The sequence below is a fragment of the Pseudomonas sp. RGB genome, assembly GCF_007713445.1.
Lineage (GTDB): Bacteria > Pseudomonadota > Gammaproteobacteria > Pseudomonadales > Pseudomonadaceae > Aquipseudomonas.
Genome location: NZ_VMSH01000006.1, coordinates 64331 through 82516 on the forward strand (window position 1 = coordinate 64331; position 18186 = coordinate 82516).

17 protein-coding genes, 1 other RNA gene and 1 pseudogene are annotated in these 18186 nt (G+C 58.5%); 14 read left to right on the plus strand and 5 right to left on the minus strand.

All coding sequences use genetic code 11. From position 1 onward, the window contains the following. Window positions 1-46: 46 nt before the first annotated feature. The gene (grpE, locus tag FPT15_RS14515; RefSeq protein ID WP_017139264.1) at window positions 47-607 is read right to left on the minus strand and encodes a nucleotide exchange factor GrpE; all 561 of its coding nucleotides are present in this window, start codon (window positions 605-607) and stop codon (window positions 47-49) included. 254 nt (window positions 608-861) lie between these two features. Between grpE and recN the strand changes: the two genes are divergently transcribed. Further along, the gene (gene recN / locus FPT15_RS14520) at window positions 862-2535 is read left to right on the plus strand and encodes a DNA repair protein RecN (protein ID WP_145162168.1); all 1674 of its coding nucleotides are present in this window, start codon (window positions 862-864) and stop codon (window positions 2533-2535) included. A gap of 87 nt (window positions 2536-2622) precedes the next feature. Here the strand turns inward: recN and fur are convergent, their stop codons facing one another. Further along, window positions 2623-3027, minus strand: coding sequence for a ferric iron uptake transcriptional regulator (gene fur / locus FPT15_RS14525; protein WP_024077449.1), 405 nt, complete (start codon window positions 3025-3027; stop codon window positions 2623-2625). 98 nt (window positions 3028-3125) lie between these two features. On the opposite strand from fur, the gene FPT15_RS14530 reads away from it, so the two are divergent. Next, window positions 3126-3653, plus strand: a complete 528-nt coding sequence (locus FPT15_RS14530) for an outer membrane protein assembly factor BamE (RefSeq protein WP_145162171.1) — start codon at window positions 3126-3128, stop codon at window positions 3651-3653. 65 nt (window positions 3654-3718) lie between these two features. Here the strand turns inward: FPT15_RS14530 and FPT15_RS14535 are convergent, their stop codons facing one another. Together FPT15_RS14535 and FPT15_RS14540 are read right to left on the minus strand one after the other, a co-directional pair. Then, window positions 3719-4021, minus strand: a complete 303-nt coding sequence (locus FPT15_RS14535; protein WP_145162174.1) for an RnfH family protein — start codon at window positions 4019-4021, stop codon at window positions 3719-3721. After that, window positions 4014-4448, minus strand: coding sequence for a type II toxin-antitoxin system RatA family toxin (locus FPT15_RS14540; RefSeq protein ID WP_124418492.1), 435 nt, complete (start codon window positions 4446-4448; stop codon window positions 4014-4016). Before FPT15_RS14540 ends, FPT15_RS14535 begins: the two co-directional genes overlap by 8 nt. A gap of 166 nt (window positions 4449-4614) precedes the next feature. Between FPT15_RS14540 and smpB the strand changes: the two genes are divergently transcribed. After that, window positions 4615-5097 carry an SsrA-binding protein SmpB gene (gene smpB / locus FPT15_RS14545; RefSeq protein ID WP_003176160.1) on the plus strand — a complete coding sequence of 161 codons (483 nt, stop codon included), beginning with the start codon at window positions 4615-4617 and terminating at the stop codon, window positions 5095-5097. Between the two features lie 37 nt (window positions 5098-5134). Here smpB and FPT15_RS14550 read toward each other — a convergent pair whose 3' ends face one another. Next, window positions 5135-5902: an FCD domain-containing protein gene (locus tag FPT15_RS14550; protein ID WP_106579269.1), complete on the minus strand. Its 768-nt coding sequence runs from the start codon at window positions 5900-5902 to the stop codon at window positions 5135-5137. Window positions 5903-6153: 251 nt separating this feature from the next. Here FPT15_RS14550 and FPT15_RS14555 point away from each other — a divergent pair, with 251 nt between their 5' ends. The 11 genes and pseudogenes from FPT15_RS14555 (at window position 6154) to FPT15_RS14605 (ending at window position 18186) form a co-directional block, all read left to right on the plus strand. Next, a complete protein-coding gene (locus FPT15_RS14555) occupies window positions 6154-7848 on the plus strand; it encodes a lactate permease LctP family transporter (protein ID WP_145162177.1) in 1695 nt (564 codons plus the stop codon). 70 nt (window positions 7849-7918) lie between these two features. After that, the gene (locus tag FPT15_RS14560; protein WP_145162180.1) at window positions 7919-10729 is read left to right on the plus strand and encodes an FAD-binding and (Fe-S)-binding domain-containing protein; all 2811 of its coding nucleotides are present in this window, start codon (window positions 7919-7921) and stop codon (window positions 10727-10729) included. 135 nt (window positions 10730-10864) lie between these two features. Further along, window positions 10865-11146, plus strand: a complete 282-nt coding sequence (locus tag FPT15_RS14565) for a hypothetical protein (protein ID WP_106579272.1) — start codon at window positions 10865-10867, stop codon at window positions 11144-11146. A gap of 103 nt (window positions 11147-11249) precedes the next feature. Next, window positions 11250-11646, plus strand: a transfer-messenger RNA (tmRNA) gene (gene ssrA, locus FPT15_RS14570). A 186-nt stretch (window positions 11647-11832) separates the two neighbouring features. After that, window positions 11833-12446: pseudogene (locus FPT15_RS14575) on the plus strand (integrase arm-type DNA-binding domain-containing protein); the annotation flags it as partial. A 688-nt stretch (window positions 12447-13134) separates the two neighbouring features. Next, window positions 13135-13362: a hypothetical protein gene (locus FPT15_RS14580; RefSeq protein ID WP_256676456.1), complete on the plus strand. Its 228-nt coding sequence runs from the start codon at window positions 13135-13137 to the stop codon at window positions 13360-13362. Window positions 13363-13426: 64 nt separating this feature from the next. Continuing rightward, complete coding sequence (locus FPT15_RS14585) at window positions 13427-14482, plus strand: D-isomer specific 2-hydroxyacid dehydrogenase family protein (protein WP_145162184.1); 1056 nt, start codon at window positions 13427-13429, stop codon at window positions 14480-14482. 129 nt (window positions 14483-14611) lie between these two features. Further along, complete coding sequence (locus FPT15_RS30025; protein WP_256676457.1) at window positions 14612-15004, plus strand: hypothetical protein; 393 nt, start codon at window positions 14612-14614, stop codon at window positions 15002-15004. Window positions 15005-15237: 233 nt separating this feature from the next. Further along, a complete protein-coding gene (locus FPT15_RS14595; RefSeq protein ID WP_145162187.1) occupies window positions 15238-15492 on the plus strand; it encodes a DUF6124 family protein in 255 nt (84 codons plus the stop codon). Window positions 15493-15599: 107 nt separating this feature from the next. Beyond that, the gene (locus FPT15_RS14600) at window positions 15600-16625 is read left to right on the plus strand and encodes a hypothetical protein (protein WP_145162190.1); all 1026 of its coding nucleotides are present in this window, start codon (window positions 15600-15602) and stop codon (window positions 16623-16625) included. Window positions 16626-16752: 127 nt separating this feature from the next. Beyond that, window positions 16753-18186 carry a glycosyltransferase family 39 protein gene (locus FPT15_RS14605; protein ID WP_145162193.1) on the plus strand — a complete coding sequence of 478 codons (1434 nt, stop codon included), beginning with the start codon at window positions 16753-16755 and terminating at the stop codon, window positions 18184-18186.

The window sequence follows — 18186 nt, forward strand, 5'->3', positions numbered from 1 at the left end:
TAGCACTTAAACGCTTGACTTATAGATGGGGCCGTTACGACTGATTTCAAGCCTGCTCATCAATAGAAGGTGCAACAGGTGCAGGAGCCTTGCTCACCACCACCATCGCCGGGCGCAACAAGCGACCGTTAAGCTGATAACCCTTCTGGAACACTTTCAATACGCTGTTGGGCTCCAGGTCATGGCTTTCCTGCATCGCCATGGCTTGGTGATGCTCTGCATTGAACGGCTCGCCGCCTTGCGGATCGATAGCTTCCAGCTGATAACGCTTGAGGGTGTCCTGGAACATTTTCAGCGTCAGCTCAATTCCTTCGCGCATCGGGCGGATGTTTTCATCGTCCGGGTTGGACAGCTCAAGGCCACGCTCCAAGCTATCGATAATCGGCAGCAGGTCATTGGCGAATTTTTCCAACGCGAATTTGTGAGCCTTCTCGACATCCTGCTCGGCACGGCGGCGGACGTTCTGCAGATCGGCGGCAACACGCAAAGACTGATCCTGCGCAGCAGCCAATTGCTCTTCGAGCACTTGCACACGAGTCGCCAGCTCATCACCGGCAGCCGAATTGGCGTCTGGAGTTTGCGTATCCTGCGTCTGTTCGTCAGCCATAGATTTCTCCTTTCAAAATCATGCGCGAACTCAACTCGCGCTTCTGTTCCGGTATATGGGGCCACAATTTCCAGGTTCAAGAGCGCAGGCGTTACCAAAAGTCTTTCGCCTGCTCTGGATCAATTCCTGCGCACTCATTCCTCATTGAGCTAAGAAACTTCTGCAATCAAGCAAATCGAGCTAAGCATCAGGATTGTCAGCCTCAAACAAAACACTGTATAAATAACCAGACCTAACGCCTCGGAGCGGCCGCCATGCTCGTGCACCTGTCTGTACATAACTACGCCATCGTTGAACATCTGGACCTCGAACTGGATCGCGGGATGAGCGTAATCACAGGCGAAACCGGTGCCGGCAAGTCGATCATGCTCGACGCCTTGGGCCTGACGCTTGGCGACCGTGCCGACAGCGGCGTGGTGCGACCCGGTGCGGACAAGGCCGATATCCTGGCGACCTTCGACCTGGCAGACATTCCAGAAGCCGAAATCTGGCTGGCCGAGCGCGACCTTAATAATGAAGGCCCGTGCATCCTGCGCCGGGTCATCACCGCGGAAGGCCGCTCCCGCGGCTACATCAATGGCACGCCCTGCCCTCTTGGCGACTTGAAAGCACTGGGCGAGCTGCTGATCGATATCCACAGCCAGCACGAACACCAATCCCTGCTGAAAACCGATACCCATCGCCGCCTGCTCGATGAATATGCCGGCGCCACCGACCTGGCCCGGCAGGTACAACTTGCCGCCCAGCGCTGGCGTCAGACTCGTCAGGAGCTGGAGCGTCTTTCCAATTCCGGCGACGAGCAGCGCGCTCGCCATCAGTTGCTTAGCTATCAGCTTGAAGAGCTCGAAAGCCTGGGCCTTGGCGAAACCGAGCTTGAGCAGCTCGAGCAGGAGCACAAGAACCTCACCAATGCCGAAACCCTGCTGGGTATCTGTCGCCAAGTGGTGGAGCAGTGCAGCGAAAGTGATTCGGGCAATGTCCTGAACGCATTGACCGCCAGCCTCAATCGACTGTCCAGCGTGAACAACGCGTCCGGCTCGCTGAGTGAAGCCACAACACTGTTGACCAGCGCACAGATCCAGGTCGAAGAGGCCGTGGGCGAACTGAATCGCTTCCTTGATCACTTCGACGCGGACCCAGCGCGCCTGCAGGAAATCGAAGAACGTCTGGACACTATTTACACCCTGGCCCGCAAACATCGAATTCAGCCAACCGAAGTAGCGACGATGCAGCAGAAGTTGCTGGATGAAATCGAAACCTTGAACGCGAATGACGAATCCATTGAGCGCCTCGGTGACGAGCTCGCCTCCTTTGCTCGCCACTACCAGGAGAAAGCTCACGAATTAAGCGACCTGCGCCAGCAGGCGGCCACAGGCCTGGCCGCAGCGGTAGAACAGGAAATTCAGCGCCTGGGCATGCCGGGCGGGCGCTTCACCATCGAACTGCATGCCAACACCAGCAATGAGCTGCAACCCCACGGCCTGGAACAGGTGGAGCTGCTGGTGAGCGCCAACCCCGGTCAGCCGCTCAAGGCGTTGGCGAAAGTGGCGTCTGGCGGCGAGCTGTCGCGAATCAGCCTGGCGATCCAGGTCATTACCGCGCAAACCTCGCGGGTACCCACACTGGTATTCGATGAAGTAGACGTGGGTATCGGCGGGCCGACTGCGGAAATTGTTGGCCAATTGCTGCGCCGCCTGGGAGAACGTGGGCAGGTCTTGACCGTGACCCACTTGCCGCAAGTGGCCGCTCAAGGGCATCAGCACCTGTTTGTACATAAAGTACGCGGCAGCGATGCAACCCACACGGCCGTCTCCAAACTGAACAAGTCGGAACGCGTGGAAGAGGTGGCGCGGATGCTGGGCGGGATCGACCTGACCAAAGAGTCTTTGGCCCACGCGAAGAAAATGGTCGTGGCAGCCAAGGCCTAAAACCCGGTTATTTCTTCTATTTAGAAAGCACGAAGGCGACCCTAGGGTCGCCTTCAATCGTTTTGCAGAGCAAATCTGCGTCGATTTTTACTTTTTCTTACGGATGTACAGCACCAGATTATGGTCCACCAAATCGAAACCATGCTCTTCGGCGATAGCCTTCTGGAGCTTCTCGATTTCCGGACTGGTGAACTCGATAACCTCGTTGGTATCCAGGTCAACCATGTGGTCGTGATGACCACCGTCAGCCAATTCGAACACCGCATGACCGCCGTCGAAATTATGACGAACCACCAGCCCTGCGGCTTCAAACTGGGTCAGCACACGGTAAACCGTGGCCAGGCCAACGTCCTCGTTAGACTCCATCAGCGCCTTGTAAACATCCTCGGCACTCATGTGGCGCTGCTCAGCAGAATCGAGCATTTGTAGAATCTTGACTCGTGGCAGAGTCACTTTAAGACCGGCTTTGCGTAGTTCGCTATTTTCAACCATGGTTAGCTTTCTCGCGGATGCTGCTTCGCAGCTTCTCTTAATACGGGTATGATCGGCGTTTACGTTGTCCCAGCCAAGATAGTGGAAGTCGCCCACCGATGCAAAACACCAAGCTCTTGCTAACCAGTTTCACCCTTGTGGGACTGCTCGCACTCGCCGGTTGTTCATTCCCCGGGGTTTACAAAATCGACATCCAGCAGGGCAATGTCGTCACGCAGGACATGATAGACCAGTTACGCCCGGGAATGACCCGACGGCAAGTACGGTTTATTATGGGCAACCCCCTGCTGACCGACACTTTTCATGCCGATCGCTGGGATTATCTCTACAGCATCCAGCCTGGTGGCGGTGAACGCCAGCAGGAACGCGTCAGTGTCATTTTCAATGGCAGTGACCAGCTTGTCAGCCTGTCCGGTGACTTCATGCCTGGCGTAAGCCGTGATGAAGCCTTGCTGGGCAAGGACAACGGCACCAATGTGACTGCGCCCGCGCAGGAAGCAGAGAAGCCGAAGTCTGAAGTACCGGCCAAGCCAGGCTCCTTGCTGGATCAGATCCAGAAGGACGTGGACGGCGTGCAAACCGTTCCAGTCCCGACGCCTCAGCCTCTGGACACCGACCCGCAGTAAGTTTGCGGCGCTCGATAAAAAGCCCGGCATGCCGGGCTTTTTGTTGCCTGCCTTTTAGCAGGGGGTCATGAAAATTTCTGCCGTGCTCTCGCCGCCTTGGCCGCGCGCAGCCTGCGCACTTCCTTGGGGTCTGCCAGCAAGGGCCGGTAAATCTCGATACGGTCACCCGGCCGCACAGCGCGCGTATCCGCATCCGCAACTACCTTGCCGAATATGCCCAAAGGGCAATCAGCCAAGACCACTGTTGGAAAGTGCACTGCGATACCCGACGCCTGCACCGCAGCCCTCAGGCTTGTGCCCGCCGGCACCGTGACCGCCAACAAGACCTGGCGGTCTTCGGCGGCATACACCACCTCAATCTCAACCATGCAGTTGCTTGGCCCGCTGGCAGAACGCGTCCACCAGCGTATTGGCCGCCTGGTTGAACAAAGGCCCCAACGTTGCCCGCACAATTGGCCCCGCATAATCAAAAGACAGGTCCAGACTGATCTTGCAGGCCTTGTCAGTCAGCGCCTTGAACACCCACACCCCATGAAGCTGGGTGAACGGCCCCTCTTGCAAATTCATTTCGATGGATTGCCCAGGGACCAACACATTGCGCGTAACAAAATGCTGGCTAAGGCCGCCCTTCGCCACACCGACACTGGCAACCATGTGCTCATCACTGCTCTCCAGCACCTCGGCGGTGTTGCACCATGGCAGGAATTCCGGGTAACGCGCCACGTCATTGACCAGGTCATAGAGCGCCTGCGCCGGATAAGGCAATAAAGCCGAACGTTGAATATGCGTCGTCATGTGAGCGTTACTTCCACTGCTGAGGCAAACATCGCGAAAGAACAGCCCAATCCGCGAGAGAAAAAAACCAAAGAACTGCCGGTATTGTCCGGGATTCGTCCAACACGCTCAAGCACGCAGGTTGACCGTAGCCGACACGCTCGCAACTCCCTATAATGCCGCCCCTATGGCTAAACAAAAGAAACACCCCACAGGGACCATCGCGCAAAATAAAAAGGCGCGACACGATTACTTCATCGAACATCGGTTCGAGGCTGGTCTGGTCCTGGCCGGCTGGGAAGTAAAAAGTCTGCGCGCCAGCAAGCTGCAACTGGTCGACAGCTACGTATTGCTCAAGGATGGCGAGGCATGGCTGCTCGGCAGTCATATCACCCCGCTGACCACCGCGAGCACCCACGTGATTGCTGACCCGGTGCGCACGCGCAAGCTGTTGCTCAATGCCCGCGAACTCGAAAAGCTCGCCGCCGCTGTACAGCAGAAGGGCTATGCCTGCATCTGCCTGTCGTGGTACTGGAGCAAGCACCTGGTCAAGTGCGAGATCGCATTGGGCAAGGGTAAAAAGGAATACGACAAGCGCGATACCGAGCGCGAGCGCGACTCCAATCGTGAGCTGCATCGCGCCGTACGTAACAAGGGCAAGGAAGAATAATCCTTGTGACGATGTAGCCCTGGGTGACTCACCCGGGCTACAGGCCTTTACGTCGCTCCGCCCGCGCCACGCGCTGGACCTCCTGACGCACCTCCTCCAAGACCTCCTGCACATACAGCAGATGGCGTGTTGAAACTTCACGCGCCTGTTCGGCCCGTCCCTCGATAATCGCCAGGTACAAATCCCGGTGCTGACTGATCAGCATGTCGCGGGTTTCCGTACGCTGCTGGTACATGCCACCGATGTTGGTCACCACGTTGCGCTTGAGCAGATCAAACAAGCCGCGGATGGTGTGCAGCAACACCGCATTATGGCTGGCCTCGGCGATAGCCAAGTGAAACCTCGCATCCGCCGCGCCCTCCTCCACCCGACTCACTTCATCAACGCGCGTGTAGCAGTCCTGTAATGCCTCAAACGCTGCAGTCAGCCGCTCACGATCGACCTCGGTGGCGCGCTGTGCGGCGTAATAAGCACACGATGCTTCAAGCGTCTGGCGAAACTCCAGCAAATCCCGCTGGGCCTCGGGGTTATTTTCCAGCAGGTGCAGCAGCGGGTCGCTGAACGTCGATCCCAGGGAGTCCGCCACATAGTTGCCGCCGCCCTGGCGACTGACCAGCAACCCCTTGGCCGCCAGCTTCTGGATCGCCTCGCGCAACGACGGCCGCGACACGCCAAATTGCTCAGCCAACGCGCGCTCGGCCGGCAAGCGCTCGCCCGACTTCAACGTGCCCTCGAGGATCATGCCCTCAAGCTGCTCGACGATATCGTCAGACAAACGGCGCTGACGCACCTGATCAAACCCCATAACTCACTCTCCACAATCCCGACCACTCGCCGGGCCCTCTATTCTGGCCTATCGCCGCGCTTGCGGCACCTATCAGAACGCCCTCGATTTACCCGAGCAGAACCTCTGCGCCGCCCAGCTACGACCAAAGTTTCGCGAGCGGCAAATTGACACACCCCATCCCAGGCTTTTACTCTAGCCAACAGCAACTGTAAATTGGTATTACCAATTACCCACGCTGACCTAACAACAACAATCAGGGGCCACCCCATATGCAAACCTGGCAACAGCTCTACAGCCCGCTCGGCAGCCTCGGCCTGTCCGCATTGGCCGCCGTCACTCCAATCGTATTTTTCTTCCTCGCCTTGGCCGTGTTTCGCCTCAAAGGCCACGTCGCCGGGAGCATCACCTTGGGGCTGTCGATCCTGGTGGCTATCTTTGCCTTCCAGATGCCCGTGGACATGGCACTGGCCGCCGCTGGTTATGGCTTTGCCTACGGCCTGTGGCCTATCGCGTGGATCATCGTCGCAGCCGTGTTTCTCTACAAACTGACGGTCAAGAGCGGCCAGTTCGAGATCATCCGCAGCTCAGTGCTGTCGATTACCGACGACCAGCGCCTGCAAGTGCTGCTGATCGGTTTCTGCTTCGGCGCGTTCCTCGAAGGCGCGGCCGGCTTCGGCGCACCTGTGGCGATCACCGCCGCCCTGCTGGTCGGCCTGGGTTTCAACCCGTTGTACGCCGCCGGTCTGTGCCTGATCGCGAACACGGCGCCGGTGGCCTTCGGCGCGCTAGGTATTCCGATCATCGTCGCAGGCCAGGTCACCGGCATTGACGCATTCAAAATCGGCGCCATGACCGGCCGCCAACTGCCCCTGCTGTCGCTGTTCGTGCCGTTCTGGCTGGTGTTCATGATGGACGGCCTGCGTGGCGTTCGTGAAACCTGGCCGGCCGCCTTGGTGGCAGGCCTGAGCTTTGCCGTTACCCAATATTTCACTTCCAACTTCATCGGCCCGGAGCTGCCGGACATCACTTCCGCGCTGGCCGCCCTGATAGCCCTGACCTTGTTCCTGAAAGTCTGGCAGCCCAAGCGCACCGCGGGCGCGCAGATTGCCGGCGCGACGTCCAGCGCCGCAGTTACCGCCAGTGCCGGCGGCTTCGGCCAACCACGCCAAACGGTCGCTTCGCCCTACAGCCTGGGGCAGATTTTCAAAGCCTGGTCGCCGTTCCTGATCCTGACCATCCTGGTCACCCTTTGGACCCTCAAACCTTTCAAGGCAATGTTCGCGGCGGGCGGTTCGATGTACAGCTGGGTCTTCAACTTCGCGATCCCGCACCTGGACCAGTTGGTGATCAAGGTCGCCCCGATCGTCACCACCCCAACAGCGATTCCAGCCGTGTTCAAACTGGACCCCATTTCAGCCACCGGCACGGCGATTTTCTTCTCCGCACTCGTGTCGATGCTGGTGCTCAAGATCAACGCAAAAACTGGTCTGACCACTTTAAAAGAGACCTTCTACGAGCTGCGCTGGCCGATCCTCTCGATTGGCATGGTGCTGGCGTTTGCCTTCGTTACCAACTACTCCGGCATGTCCTCGACCATGGCACTGGTGCTGGCCGGAACCGGTGCTGCATTCCCGTTCTTCTCGCCGTTCCTTGGCTGGCTGGGCGTTTTTCTGACAGGCTCTGACACATCGTCCAATGCCCTGTTCAGCTCGCTGCAAGCCACCACTGCCCACCAGATCGGCGTCAACGACGTGCTATTGGTTGCCGCCAATACCAGCGGCGGCGTGACCGGCAAGATGATCTCGCCGCAGTCGATCGCCGTCGCCTGCGCCGCCACCGGCCTGGTGGGCAAGGAATCCGATCTGTTCCGCTTTACCCTCAAGCACAGCCTGTTTTTTGCCACCATCGTCGGGCTGATCACGCTGGCGCAGGCCTACTGGTTCACCGGTATGCTGGTGCACTGAAACCTGCACGTAATAGGGTAAGAATCGACGCCGGACACGCATGCCGGCGTCAGCTATTTCTGGAGGACCGATGAGCCTGCCTGCTGCTTTCCTGAGCGACGCCGCACAACTGATCCCGAAAGATCGTCGCTTCGACGATCCACTTTCCACCCTGGCCTTCGGCACCGACGCCAGCTTTTACCGACTAATCCCACAGCTGGTGATTCGCGTGGAGTCGGAAGACGAAGTAGCTGCACTGCTGCAATTGGCTCAGCGTGATCGCGTACCCGTGACCTTCCGCGCGGCGGGCACCAGCCTGTCAGGCCAAGCCATCAGCGACTCGGTGCTGATCGTGCTGGGTGACAATTGGAACGGTCGCGAGATTCGTGGGCAAGGCACACAGATCCGCCTGCAACCCGGCGTGATTGGCGCGCAGGCCAATGCGTGGCTTGCGCCGTTCGGACGCAAGATTGGTCCGGACCCCGCGTCGATCAATGCCTGCAAAATTGGCGGCATCGTCGCCAACAATGCCAGCGGCATGTGCTGCGGTACCGCGCAGAACACCTATCACACCCTGGCTGGCATCCGGCTGGTACTGGCCGATGGCAGCCGCCTGGATACCGAAGATGCAGCCAGCGTCGCGGCCTTTCGTAACCAACATGGCGCGCTGCTGGAACGCTTGGCGACGATGGGACGTGAGACGCGGGCAAACGCTGAGTTGGCGGCCAAAATCCGCCACAAATACCGTCTGAAAAATACCACCGGCCTGTCACTCAATGCCCTGGTGGATTTCGACGAGCCACTGGATATCCTCAGCCACTTGCTGGTGGGTTCCGAAGGCACCCTGGGTTTTATCAGCGCGGTGACTTACGACACGGTGATCGATCACCCGAACAAAGCTTCGGCGCTGATCGTGTTCCCGGATGTCGAAACCTGCTGCAACGCGGTGACGGTGCTGAAAACCCAGCCGGTCTCGGCCGTCGAATTGCTGGACCGGCGCAGCATGCGTTCGGTACAGGACAAACCGGGCATGCCGGCTTTCGTACAGCAGTTATCGGAAAACGCCTGTGCGCTGCTGATCGAATCCCGCGCCGCGTCGCCGTCATTGCTGCACGAGCAACTGTCGCTGATCATGGCGTCCCTGGCACCTTTCCCTGTGGAAAAACAGGTCGACTTCACCGAAGACCCGGTTGAGAACGCACGGCTGTGGGCCATCCGCAAAGACACCTTCCCCGCCGTCGGTGCTGTACGTAAAACCGGCACCACCGTAATCATCGAAGACGTGACCTTCCCGGTCGAGCAGTTGGCCATCGGCGTAAACCGCTTGATCGAGTTGTTCGACAAACATCACTACGACGAAGCCATCCTTTTCGGACATGCCCTGGAAGGTAATCTGCACTTTGTGTTCACCCAAGGCTTCAACAGCACTGAAGAAATCGCACGTTATAAAGCGTTCATGGACGACGTCGCGCAACTGGTAGCGGTCGAGTTCGGTGGCTCGCTGAAAGCTGAACACGGCACTGGCCGCAATATGGCGCCGTTCGTTGAACTGGAATGGGGCAGCGATGCGTATCAGTTGATGTGGCAGCTCAAACGCCTGCTCGACCCCAATGGCATTCTCAACCCCGACGTGGTGCTCAGCCAAGACCCGCACATTCACCTCAAACACCTCAAGCCATTGCCTGCGGCCGACGAGATTGTGGATAAGTGCATCGAGTGCGGTTTCTGCGAGCCGGTATGCCCCTCCAAGGGCCTGACCTTGAGCCCGCGCCAGCGCATTGTGATCTGGCGCGATATCCAGGCGAAGAAACGCGCGGGTGCAGACACCACCGAGTTGGAAGCGGCTTACCACTACCAAGGCATCGACACCTGCGCCGCCACCGGGTTATGCGCTCAACGCTGCCCTGTAGGCATCAATACCGGCGACCTGGTGAAAAAGCTGCGCGCCCGTGACGCTGACAGTCAGAAAACCGCCGAATGGCTTGCCAGCCATTTCGCCACGGCACTGCAAGGTGCGCGCTTTACCCTGCATGTCGCCAACGGCGCGCGCATGCTCTTGGGCGCGCCACGCCTGGCCAAACTGTCCGCGACGGTGACCAAGCTGTCCATGGGGCAAATCCCGCAGTGGAGCAGCGCCATACCTCAGCCGGAAAAAGCCATTCGCTTCAGCCCGGCCGTGACGGATGAGCGACCGCGCGTGGTCTACCTGGCAGCTTGCGTCTCACGCGCCATGGGCCCGGCGGCGGGTGATAAAGAGCAGATGTCGCTGTACGAAAAGACCCGAGGGCTGCTGGAAAAAGCCGGTTACCAGGTAGTCTTTCCCGACAATCAGGACAGCCTGTGCTGTGGCCAGCCTTTCGCCTCCAAAGGCTATGCCGAACAAGCCGAGCACAAACGCCAGGAACTGATCGGCGCCCTGCTCCACGCCAGCCGCGGCGGCCTCGACCCGATCTATTGCGACACCAGCCCCTGCACCCTGCGCCTGGTACAAGACCTGGGCGAAACACGCCTGGACCTCTACGACCCGGTGCGTTTTATCCGCACCCACCTGATGGACCGCCTCGACTTCACGCCGCAGGAGGCGCCCATCGCCGTGCACGTCACCTGCAGCACTCAGCATCTGGGCGAGAGCCAGGCGTTGATTGATCTCGCGCGACGCTGCTCAAAAAACGTGGTGATCCCGGAAGGCATCCATTGCTGCGGTTTTGCCGGCGACAAAGGCTTTACCACGCCCGAGCTCAACGCCCACTCACTGCGATCGCTCAAGGACGCCGTGCAACATTGCAGCGAAGGCATTTCCACCAGCCGCACCTGCGAGATCGGCCTGAGCCAGCATGGAGGCATTGATTATCACGGGTTGGTGTACCTGGTGGACCGGGTAACGCAAGCTCGAGTGCATTAAATGGCCACTAAACCGAACGCCTGTGCGTCTGCGTAGTCATTTGAATAGGCCTCGGCGTACGAGGCTTAACAGTGATGTCGCTGGCCGCCTCTGAACGCCAGCAGCGTCGAGCCCTTTTTCGCAAGGAGATACCCTATGAAGCGTTCCGCTCTTGCTGGCTTGTTCATTACCGCTGCGATGATGGCCTCCCCTGTTTTTGCTGCCGGTGAGCCTGATCTGTGCAAAATCAATCTGGACAAAATCAATAACGGCCAAGCCCTGCTCGCAACCGATACCAGTGGCAAAAAAGGCGAAATCGATACCGCTGTCTCCCAAGCCAAAGCCGCGCACGCGGCCGGTGATGACAAGAAGTGCATCGAGATCACCTCCAAAGCCCTGCAAGACCTGCAGAACAGCGACAAAGGTGGCAATCAGTAACCACGCCAGCCGCAGAGGTCAACCTTCGGGTTGGCCTTCTGTGACGGTTTGGCGTACACTGCACAGGCTTGTCACTCACTATGAAACAACGAGTTACAAGCACGGGGCCGTTTAGGATTCGACGCCGGTCGCGAAACTTTAGGTGCATGCCGAGTTGGTAACAGAACTCGTAAATCCACTGTTGCAACTTCTTATAGTTGCCAATGACGAAAACTACGGCCAGGAATTCGCTATCGCTGCGTAAGCAGCCTTAGACCTGAGCTTCTGGTACCTTCGGGTCCAGCAATCACCAGGGGATGTCTGTAAACCCAAAGTGATTGTCATATAGAACAGAATCGCCGTGCAGTACGTTGTGGACGAAGCGGCTAAAACTTACACAACTCGCCCAAAGCACCCTGCCCTTCGGGTCGCTGAGGGTTAACTTAATAGATACGGCTACGCATGTAGTACCGACAGCGGAGTACTGGCGGACGGGGGTTCAAATCCCCCCGGCTCCACCACTTCAACATCTAAAGACGTCCACGGACGTCTTTTTTTGTGCCTGAAACCCAGTGAATACGGGGTTTCAGGGCTGCTGGAGGCTTTCCAGGTTTTTTGAACTCCAGGCAGTCTGGTATTCCCAATGGTATTCCCGGCTACCTAGGGCTAATCCTGGGAAGACCAAAAAGCGTGATGGAGTACTTCTCATGTGCGCTCAAACCACCCGCCTCTCCGACCGCCAGCTCGAGGCGATCAAACCGAGAGACAAGGAAGACGTCCTCACCGATGGCGACGGGTTTCAGCTGCGTGTCAGAGTCAATCGCTCGATGCACGTCACCAAGAATCGAATCAACATGGCACTCGGCTCATACCCCGAGGTTTTTCTTGCGCAAGCCAGGAAGAAAACCGTTGAGGCCAGAGAGCTGTTTGCGCAGGGTATCGGCCCCAAAGCTCAACGCGATGAGCTACAGGAAGCTAAACGAGCGGACACGCAATATACGTTCGAGAACGTGGCCACCGCGTAATTGAAGAAGGATTGCGTCACTCCCGCATATGCCGAAGACATCTGGTGCTCACTCACGCTGCATGTATGTCCGAGCATGAAATCAACGCCCTTATCAGAAGTGAATGCCCCGATGGTCGCCAATAGCCAGACCGCCAACATGGCATTGAAACGCATGGGTTTTCACGACCGCTTGGTCAGCCACCGCGTGCGCTCATGACCAGCACCGTCCTGAATGAGCATGGGTGGGATCCGGAGCTGACCGAAGTCGCGCTGGCGTATGTCGTTAAAGACGAGGTTCGAAGCGCCAACGGGCGTATTTTTAGCCTCCGAGAGTTCATTTGGATCCTATAAAGGCTCGTGTATGGGAGCGGGGAGCGGCTGTTAGCCTCAAGAAACTTTTTTCATCTCCCTCTAGAAAATACCTCGCCGTTGCACCAACGCTTTTCTGGCTATTTTTTCTTTTAGCTATTTTTCATCTCGAAAAAACAGAAGCTTAAGAAAATGTCGGCCCTCAAAATCAGAACTTCATCCAACAATATTGAATAGCTCCCTATCATTTTTTTGATGCCGCTTATTCCCAAAAGGTCTTTTGTCGGGAAAGCGGGGACATGCTTTATTGCTCACAGATGTAACAAGTTGTTTCAATTTTTGCCGTTTTTTTTGGTACCGACAAGGAGCCTTTCTGTCGGCGAACAGGTGAGTTCCGTTCGTTGCGACGCAGTGGGTTAAGCCTGGGACATTGATGATTTTGCTTGTGCCTGTTTGGCGCCATGCAAATAAGGGATTTGTAATTATCGAGGCTTGAACCCATGAATCATGTGATCAACTCCATACTGGAAAATGCATCAACTCGCCCGTCAATCGGCCATACCAACCCCGCGTTACTGTATGACGTTTTATGGCGAGCATTGGAGCACGCACTCAAGGCAAACACGGATGATGCTTCGCAAACCCCGCACACTCGCGCCTGCCTGAGGATCTACGCCGAAATCGATACGCTGTCGTGTCTGGACAAGGCAGCTTGCTCAACCTGTGGCCTAGCCTCAAGGCAGAGGTCTACCGCAAGGAAAAGAACCTGAGAATCTATCGGTTGTTTCTTATCTACGCCAAGAGCAATCCCGAGTTCATCCAGTCTTCATCGCTGAATGATTTCTACAGCGGGTTCCTCGCGGCCGTGAGTACCGATGCAGGTCTGGTCGATCCCATCAGCGCCCGCCATTTCACCTGGTGATCAGCCCCAATACCCAGGGCAACCTGGGTATTGGCAGGCGCTACCCTCCAAGAGGATCAACTGTATGGCATTTACTACCCTGATACTCGATGCCCCCGGCCCACCGTTACTGTTTGAGGAAGTTGATCGCTTTCTTGAGCTGGGTCTGGCCGTCACCCTCAACCTGCACTATTTCGCGGACAAAGAGCGCATCCGGCAGCACTACACCACGCGCATTCAGTATGCCGAGATCAACTGCCACGACGAGCCGGCCTTTATTGCCGCCGTGAGTCGGGCCGGGGGTTACAGCGTGTTCAAGACGCGCTTGAACATCCCCCTGGGCGCCAGCCTGATCCGCGCCGCCAGCTCGCCCGCGTTGGCCACGCCACTGCGCGCTATTGCCCAGGCCGGCACCGGGGTTAATCATATTGATCGGCTTGAGTGCGAGCAGCGCAGCGTGGCGATACTCAACACGCCAGGTTCCAACGCGGCCGCGGTTGCCGAGTACGTCGTGGCCCAGACGCTGTTTCTGTCTCGCGACCTGGATTACTACAACGCCCAAACCCACAACGGCCATTGGGCAAAAGGCACCTTGGCACCTAGCCCCGAATACGCCGAACTCACGCTTGGGCTGGTGGGCACCGGCAGCATTGCCCGGCAGGTGGCACGCAAGGCGGCGGCGCTGGGCATCAAGGTGATCGCCACCGGGTCGGAGCGTTTCACCGAACCGATGGCACGCAGCCTTGAGCTTGAGCGACGAGCAAACCTTGCGCAGTTACTGGCCGAGGCGCACATCGTTTCGATCCACGTCCCGCTCACCACGCTGACCCGAGGCTTGTTCGGCACTGCCGAGTTCCGGCAGATGCGCCCAGGTTCAATCCTGATCAATACCGCACGCGGCGGGATCGTCGACGAACACCAGCTGGCAGCCTTCATGCGTCAGTTTCCCAAGCATATCAAGGCGGTCGCCATCGATACCTTTGCCCTGGAAAAGGACCGGTTCGACTCGCCACTGACCGGCATTCCCTGCGCGCAATTAACGCCGCATATCGCCGGCAATACCACCACGGCAATCAGGACGGCATCGCGCCAGATCGTCGACAAGATCCATGCATTCAGTAACGCCGCCAGCGTGCGTTAACCTATCGGACACAAGGAAGGCCACACCATGCAAACCTCTATTTTTACCCGTCTCAACGCCCTGAGTTGCACCGACCTCAGCAATGCGAGGTGGTGGTGATCGACAACCAGGCGCGGCTCGATACCACCATTGAGCGACTTGCTGACCTCTACCACCGCCCGTAAGCAGTTGGCCGGGACGGTGATTGACGGTATCTGCAGCGATGTCGACCGTGCGCTGGAGCTTAATTACCCGATTTTTTCCTGGGGTAACTGGACGCGCACCGGAAAGGATCGGGTGCGTGTTAAGGCGATCCAGGCGCCCGTGACGCTGGGCGGCGTGCGGGTACAACCGGATGATTGGTTGCGCGGCGATGGCGATGGCCAGGTGGTGATTCCGGCCAATTCGAAGCATCAACAGAACCCGCCCAGTGCGGGTTTTGTTGTTTCTGGAGGATGGAAAGCCCAGCCAGCGGGCCTTCGGATTTTTCCTTCAATATGTCGCGCTGTCGGTGAACTGGCCGCGCTTTCCCCTCCCCGCTAACCTCCCCCAGTCGCTGCAAAATCAGCGACCGGGTTTAGCAGCTCGGTTAATATCAAGGCCTGCAACGCCACCACCTGCCCAGCATCTGCTGGACTGCATTATGGCGGCTGTGCGTGGGGCACTTTCGGGTGCGCTGGGTTCCTTGATTCCTGGTCTGCTAACCCGCGTACAGTCGCCACCCTTTTCGTTTAGCAGCGATGCCTGGCGACTCCATCAATCAAGGAGTTTGCGCCATGAAAAAAATCACCCCCAATCCTCCAACAACGCTCTTCACAATTACTGAAGGCGTCGATCCCGAAACCCTGCTGATCCAAGCCAGCGAAACCCTCGCCTCCCTGAACGCCATGACCACAGACCTGGCCTTCAAGCTTGAAGGCTCGCATCGCCACACGCTGCTGGCCGCTCAGCAATTGACCGTTTTAGGCGAGCTACTCATCGACCGTGTGTTGAATACCCTCCCCTTCCCCAGCCACACGCCTCAGCCCTAAGCGACGTCAAAAGGGCGAGCCGCCTCACAACGCCTCGCCCTCTGGAAACCCCTCACACTTCCCATTACCCTGACGGCCTTTATCAGACAACCGGAAGTCCGATACCCGTGCTCAAGCCTCTCGCTGTCCTCGCACTCGCCTGCGCGCCGTTGCTCGTCTCTGCTGCCGACCTGGCAGGTGTCTGGAAAGGCACGCTGGGCAAGTCCTCCATTACGGCCTGTTTCAACGGGACTCACGGGGCCAATGGCAGTTATTACTACCAGCGCATTCTCACCCCCATCCAGCTGACCCAAGCCAACGCCAGCGAGCCGTGGGCCGAAGAGGGCAATACCGGTTTCTGGCAACTGGACGAACCGCAAGGCGACACGCTGACGGGAACCTGGAGTAAAACACTGGGCGGTAAAAGCCTGGCATTGGCGCTCAAGCGGGCGGATTCGGACAGCTGCGCCAGCGACACCTATAACAACCCGCTCGAGGCGGTGCCGCCGGCGGTGATGATCGAGAAGAAGACGTTCGCCGAGCACGCCTACCAAGTGAAAACCCAGGGTGGGCAGGTCACCTTGAAGCTCGAAGGCGACGGGCCGGCGATCGAGAAGATCAACCGCGACCTGGCGCGCCTGGCAGTCAACCCCGACGGCCAGGCAGACTTCTACCGCGAGCGGCGCAACGCCCTGGATCAGAGCGGCAGCACCTCAACCAGTGAAATCACCGTAGAGCCCTTCTACTGGTCGTCACAGTGGATCACCGTGCGGTTTTACCGCTGGACAGCCGGTTACGGTCGCGGCGGCATCAGTTGGGGCTTGCACAGCTGGAACCTGCAAACCGGCGACAGCGTAGACCCGTGGACCTGGCTGGGTGGGCGCGAAGAATGGGACAGCCCGTACTCCGGCCAAATCAAGCTGCCCAGCGCATTCAGCCGCTGGCTGACCACGCAAACCACCACTGACGAGGGCTGCCCGGCCATCAGCCGCTATTCCTCCTTTGACCTGAGCTTCAACACCCAAGGCCTGCAACTCTCGACACCGGCCACGGGAGACGGCTGCGACAACGACTTGTCCTTCACCTGGGAGCAGTTGGAACCGGTACTCACAGCGCAAGGCAAGGCAGCCGTGCCAAGTTTGAAACTGCCCTGAGTTGCACGCCAGCCAGCCTTACAAAAAACTGACACTCATTCATGAAATGTTCAGAAGTGCTGGCAGATACTAGCCGATCGCCACGGCCGTTCCCCCGAACGGTCCCTTGCTCCGGTAGCCAGAAACCATGACGCGTCCCGCTCCTCTGCTGCTCCTTCTCGCTGGTGTGTTGTTCTTCTTTGCCTTGGGTGGCCATGAGCTGCAAGGCTCCACCGAAGCCCGCGTCGCCGGGATCGCCATGGCCATGCACCTGGACAATGACTGGGTCATCCCGCGGCTGTTCCGCGAACCTTTCCTGGAAAAACCGCCGCTGAGCCTATGGCTGGACGCCGGCGCCATTCGCCTGTTCGGCGGCACGACGTGGGCCGTGCGCCTGGCGTCGGCATTTGCCGGCCTGTTCAGCGTGATGCTGTTTTACGCGATGCTGCGCAAGTTTGGGCGGCCCAAGCCAATGGCATTCTGCGCAGCGCTGATTCTGGCAACCATGGCCAGTTACTGGGGCAACGTGCGGGGCGTGGGTGAAGACTCGCTGCTCAGCCTCGGCGTGACCACCGCGCTGCTGGCGTTCTACCAAGCGGTGCGGCCGGACCGCGAAGGTTCAAGTACGTGGGCCTGGGCGTTGTTCACCGTCGGCATGGTCATCGCGACCCTGAGCAAAGGTGTACTGGGCCTGGCGATGCCGGGCATTGTGATCTTCGTGTACCTGGCCAGCACCAGCGTGATGGATAAGCGTGTGCGCATTGGCGACTGGCTCAAGCCAGCGCTGTTCACGCTGCTGGCCCTGGTGCCGTTGCTCATCTGGTTGGGCTTCCTGTTCCAGCGCGGCGGCATGCAGGCTGTGGCCGAAGTGCTGTGGACCAACAGCGTCGGGCGTTTCAGCGGTTCGTTTGTCGAGGCCGGGCACTACGAGCCCTTCTACTACTACATCGCCAAACTGCCCGAGGCTTTCCTGCCGTGGAACATCCTGGTGTACCTGGGCCTGTGGCACTTTCGCAAAAGCCTGGTGCGTAACCGCTACCGGCTGTTTTTCAGCGTGTGGCTGGTGGCGCAGTTCACCCTGCTGACCCTGGCTTCGAGCAAGCGCGTGGTTTACCTGATGGCACTCACACCCGCCGCCGCCGTACTGGCAGCGGAATACGCCGGGGTGTTATTGGAATGGCTCAAAGCGAACAGGCCGGCGCTGTACCGCTATCACCGTGGCGTGATCGGCGGGGTTTTCACCTTGGCGATCGCCTGCTACCTGACGGCCGCGTTCTGGTTTGCGCCCAAAGCCGACGTGCGCCAGTCGTTTGTACCCGTTATCAGTCAGGTTCAGGCCTACCAGGCCCAAGGCAAGGACGTGGTGCTGTTCCAGCCCAACGAACGCATCGCCGGGGCCAGCGTGTTCTATCTGCAGGCCTACTTGCCGATCCTGCAAACCGAAGCTGAGTTGCGCAGCTATCTCACGGCCAAGCCTGGCAACATCGCGTTGCTGGACCGCACGGAGCAGTTGGCCGAGAAGGTCACGGTGATCAAGCAAATCTCGATCAACCGTCAGCCTTACTACTTCGTCGAGCAGTAA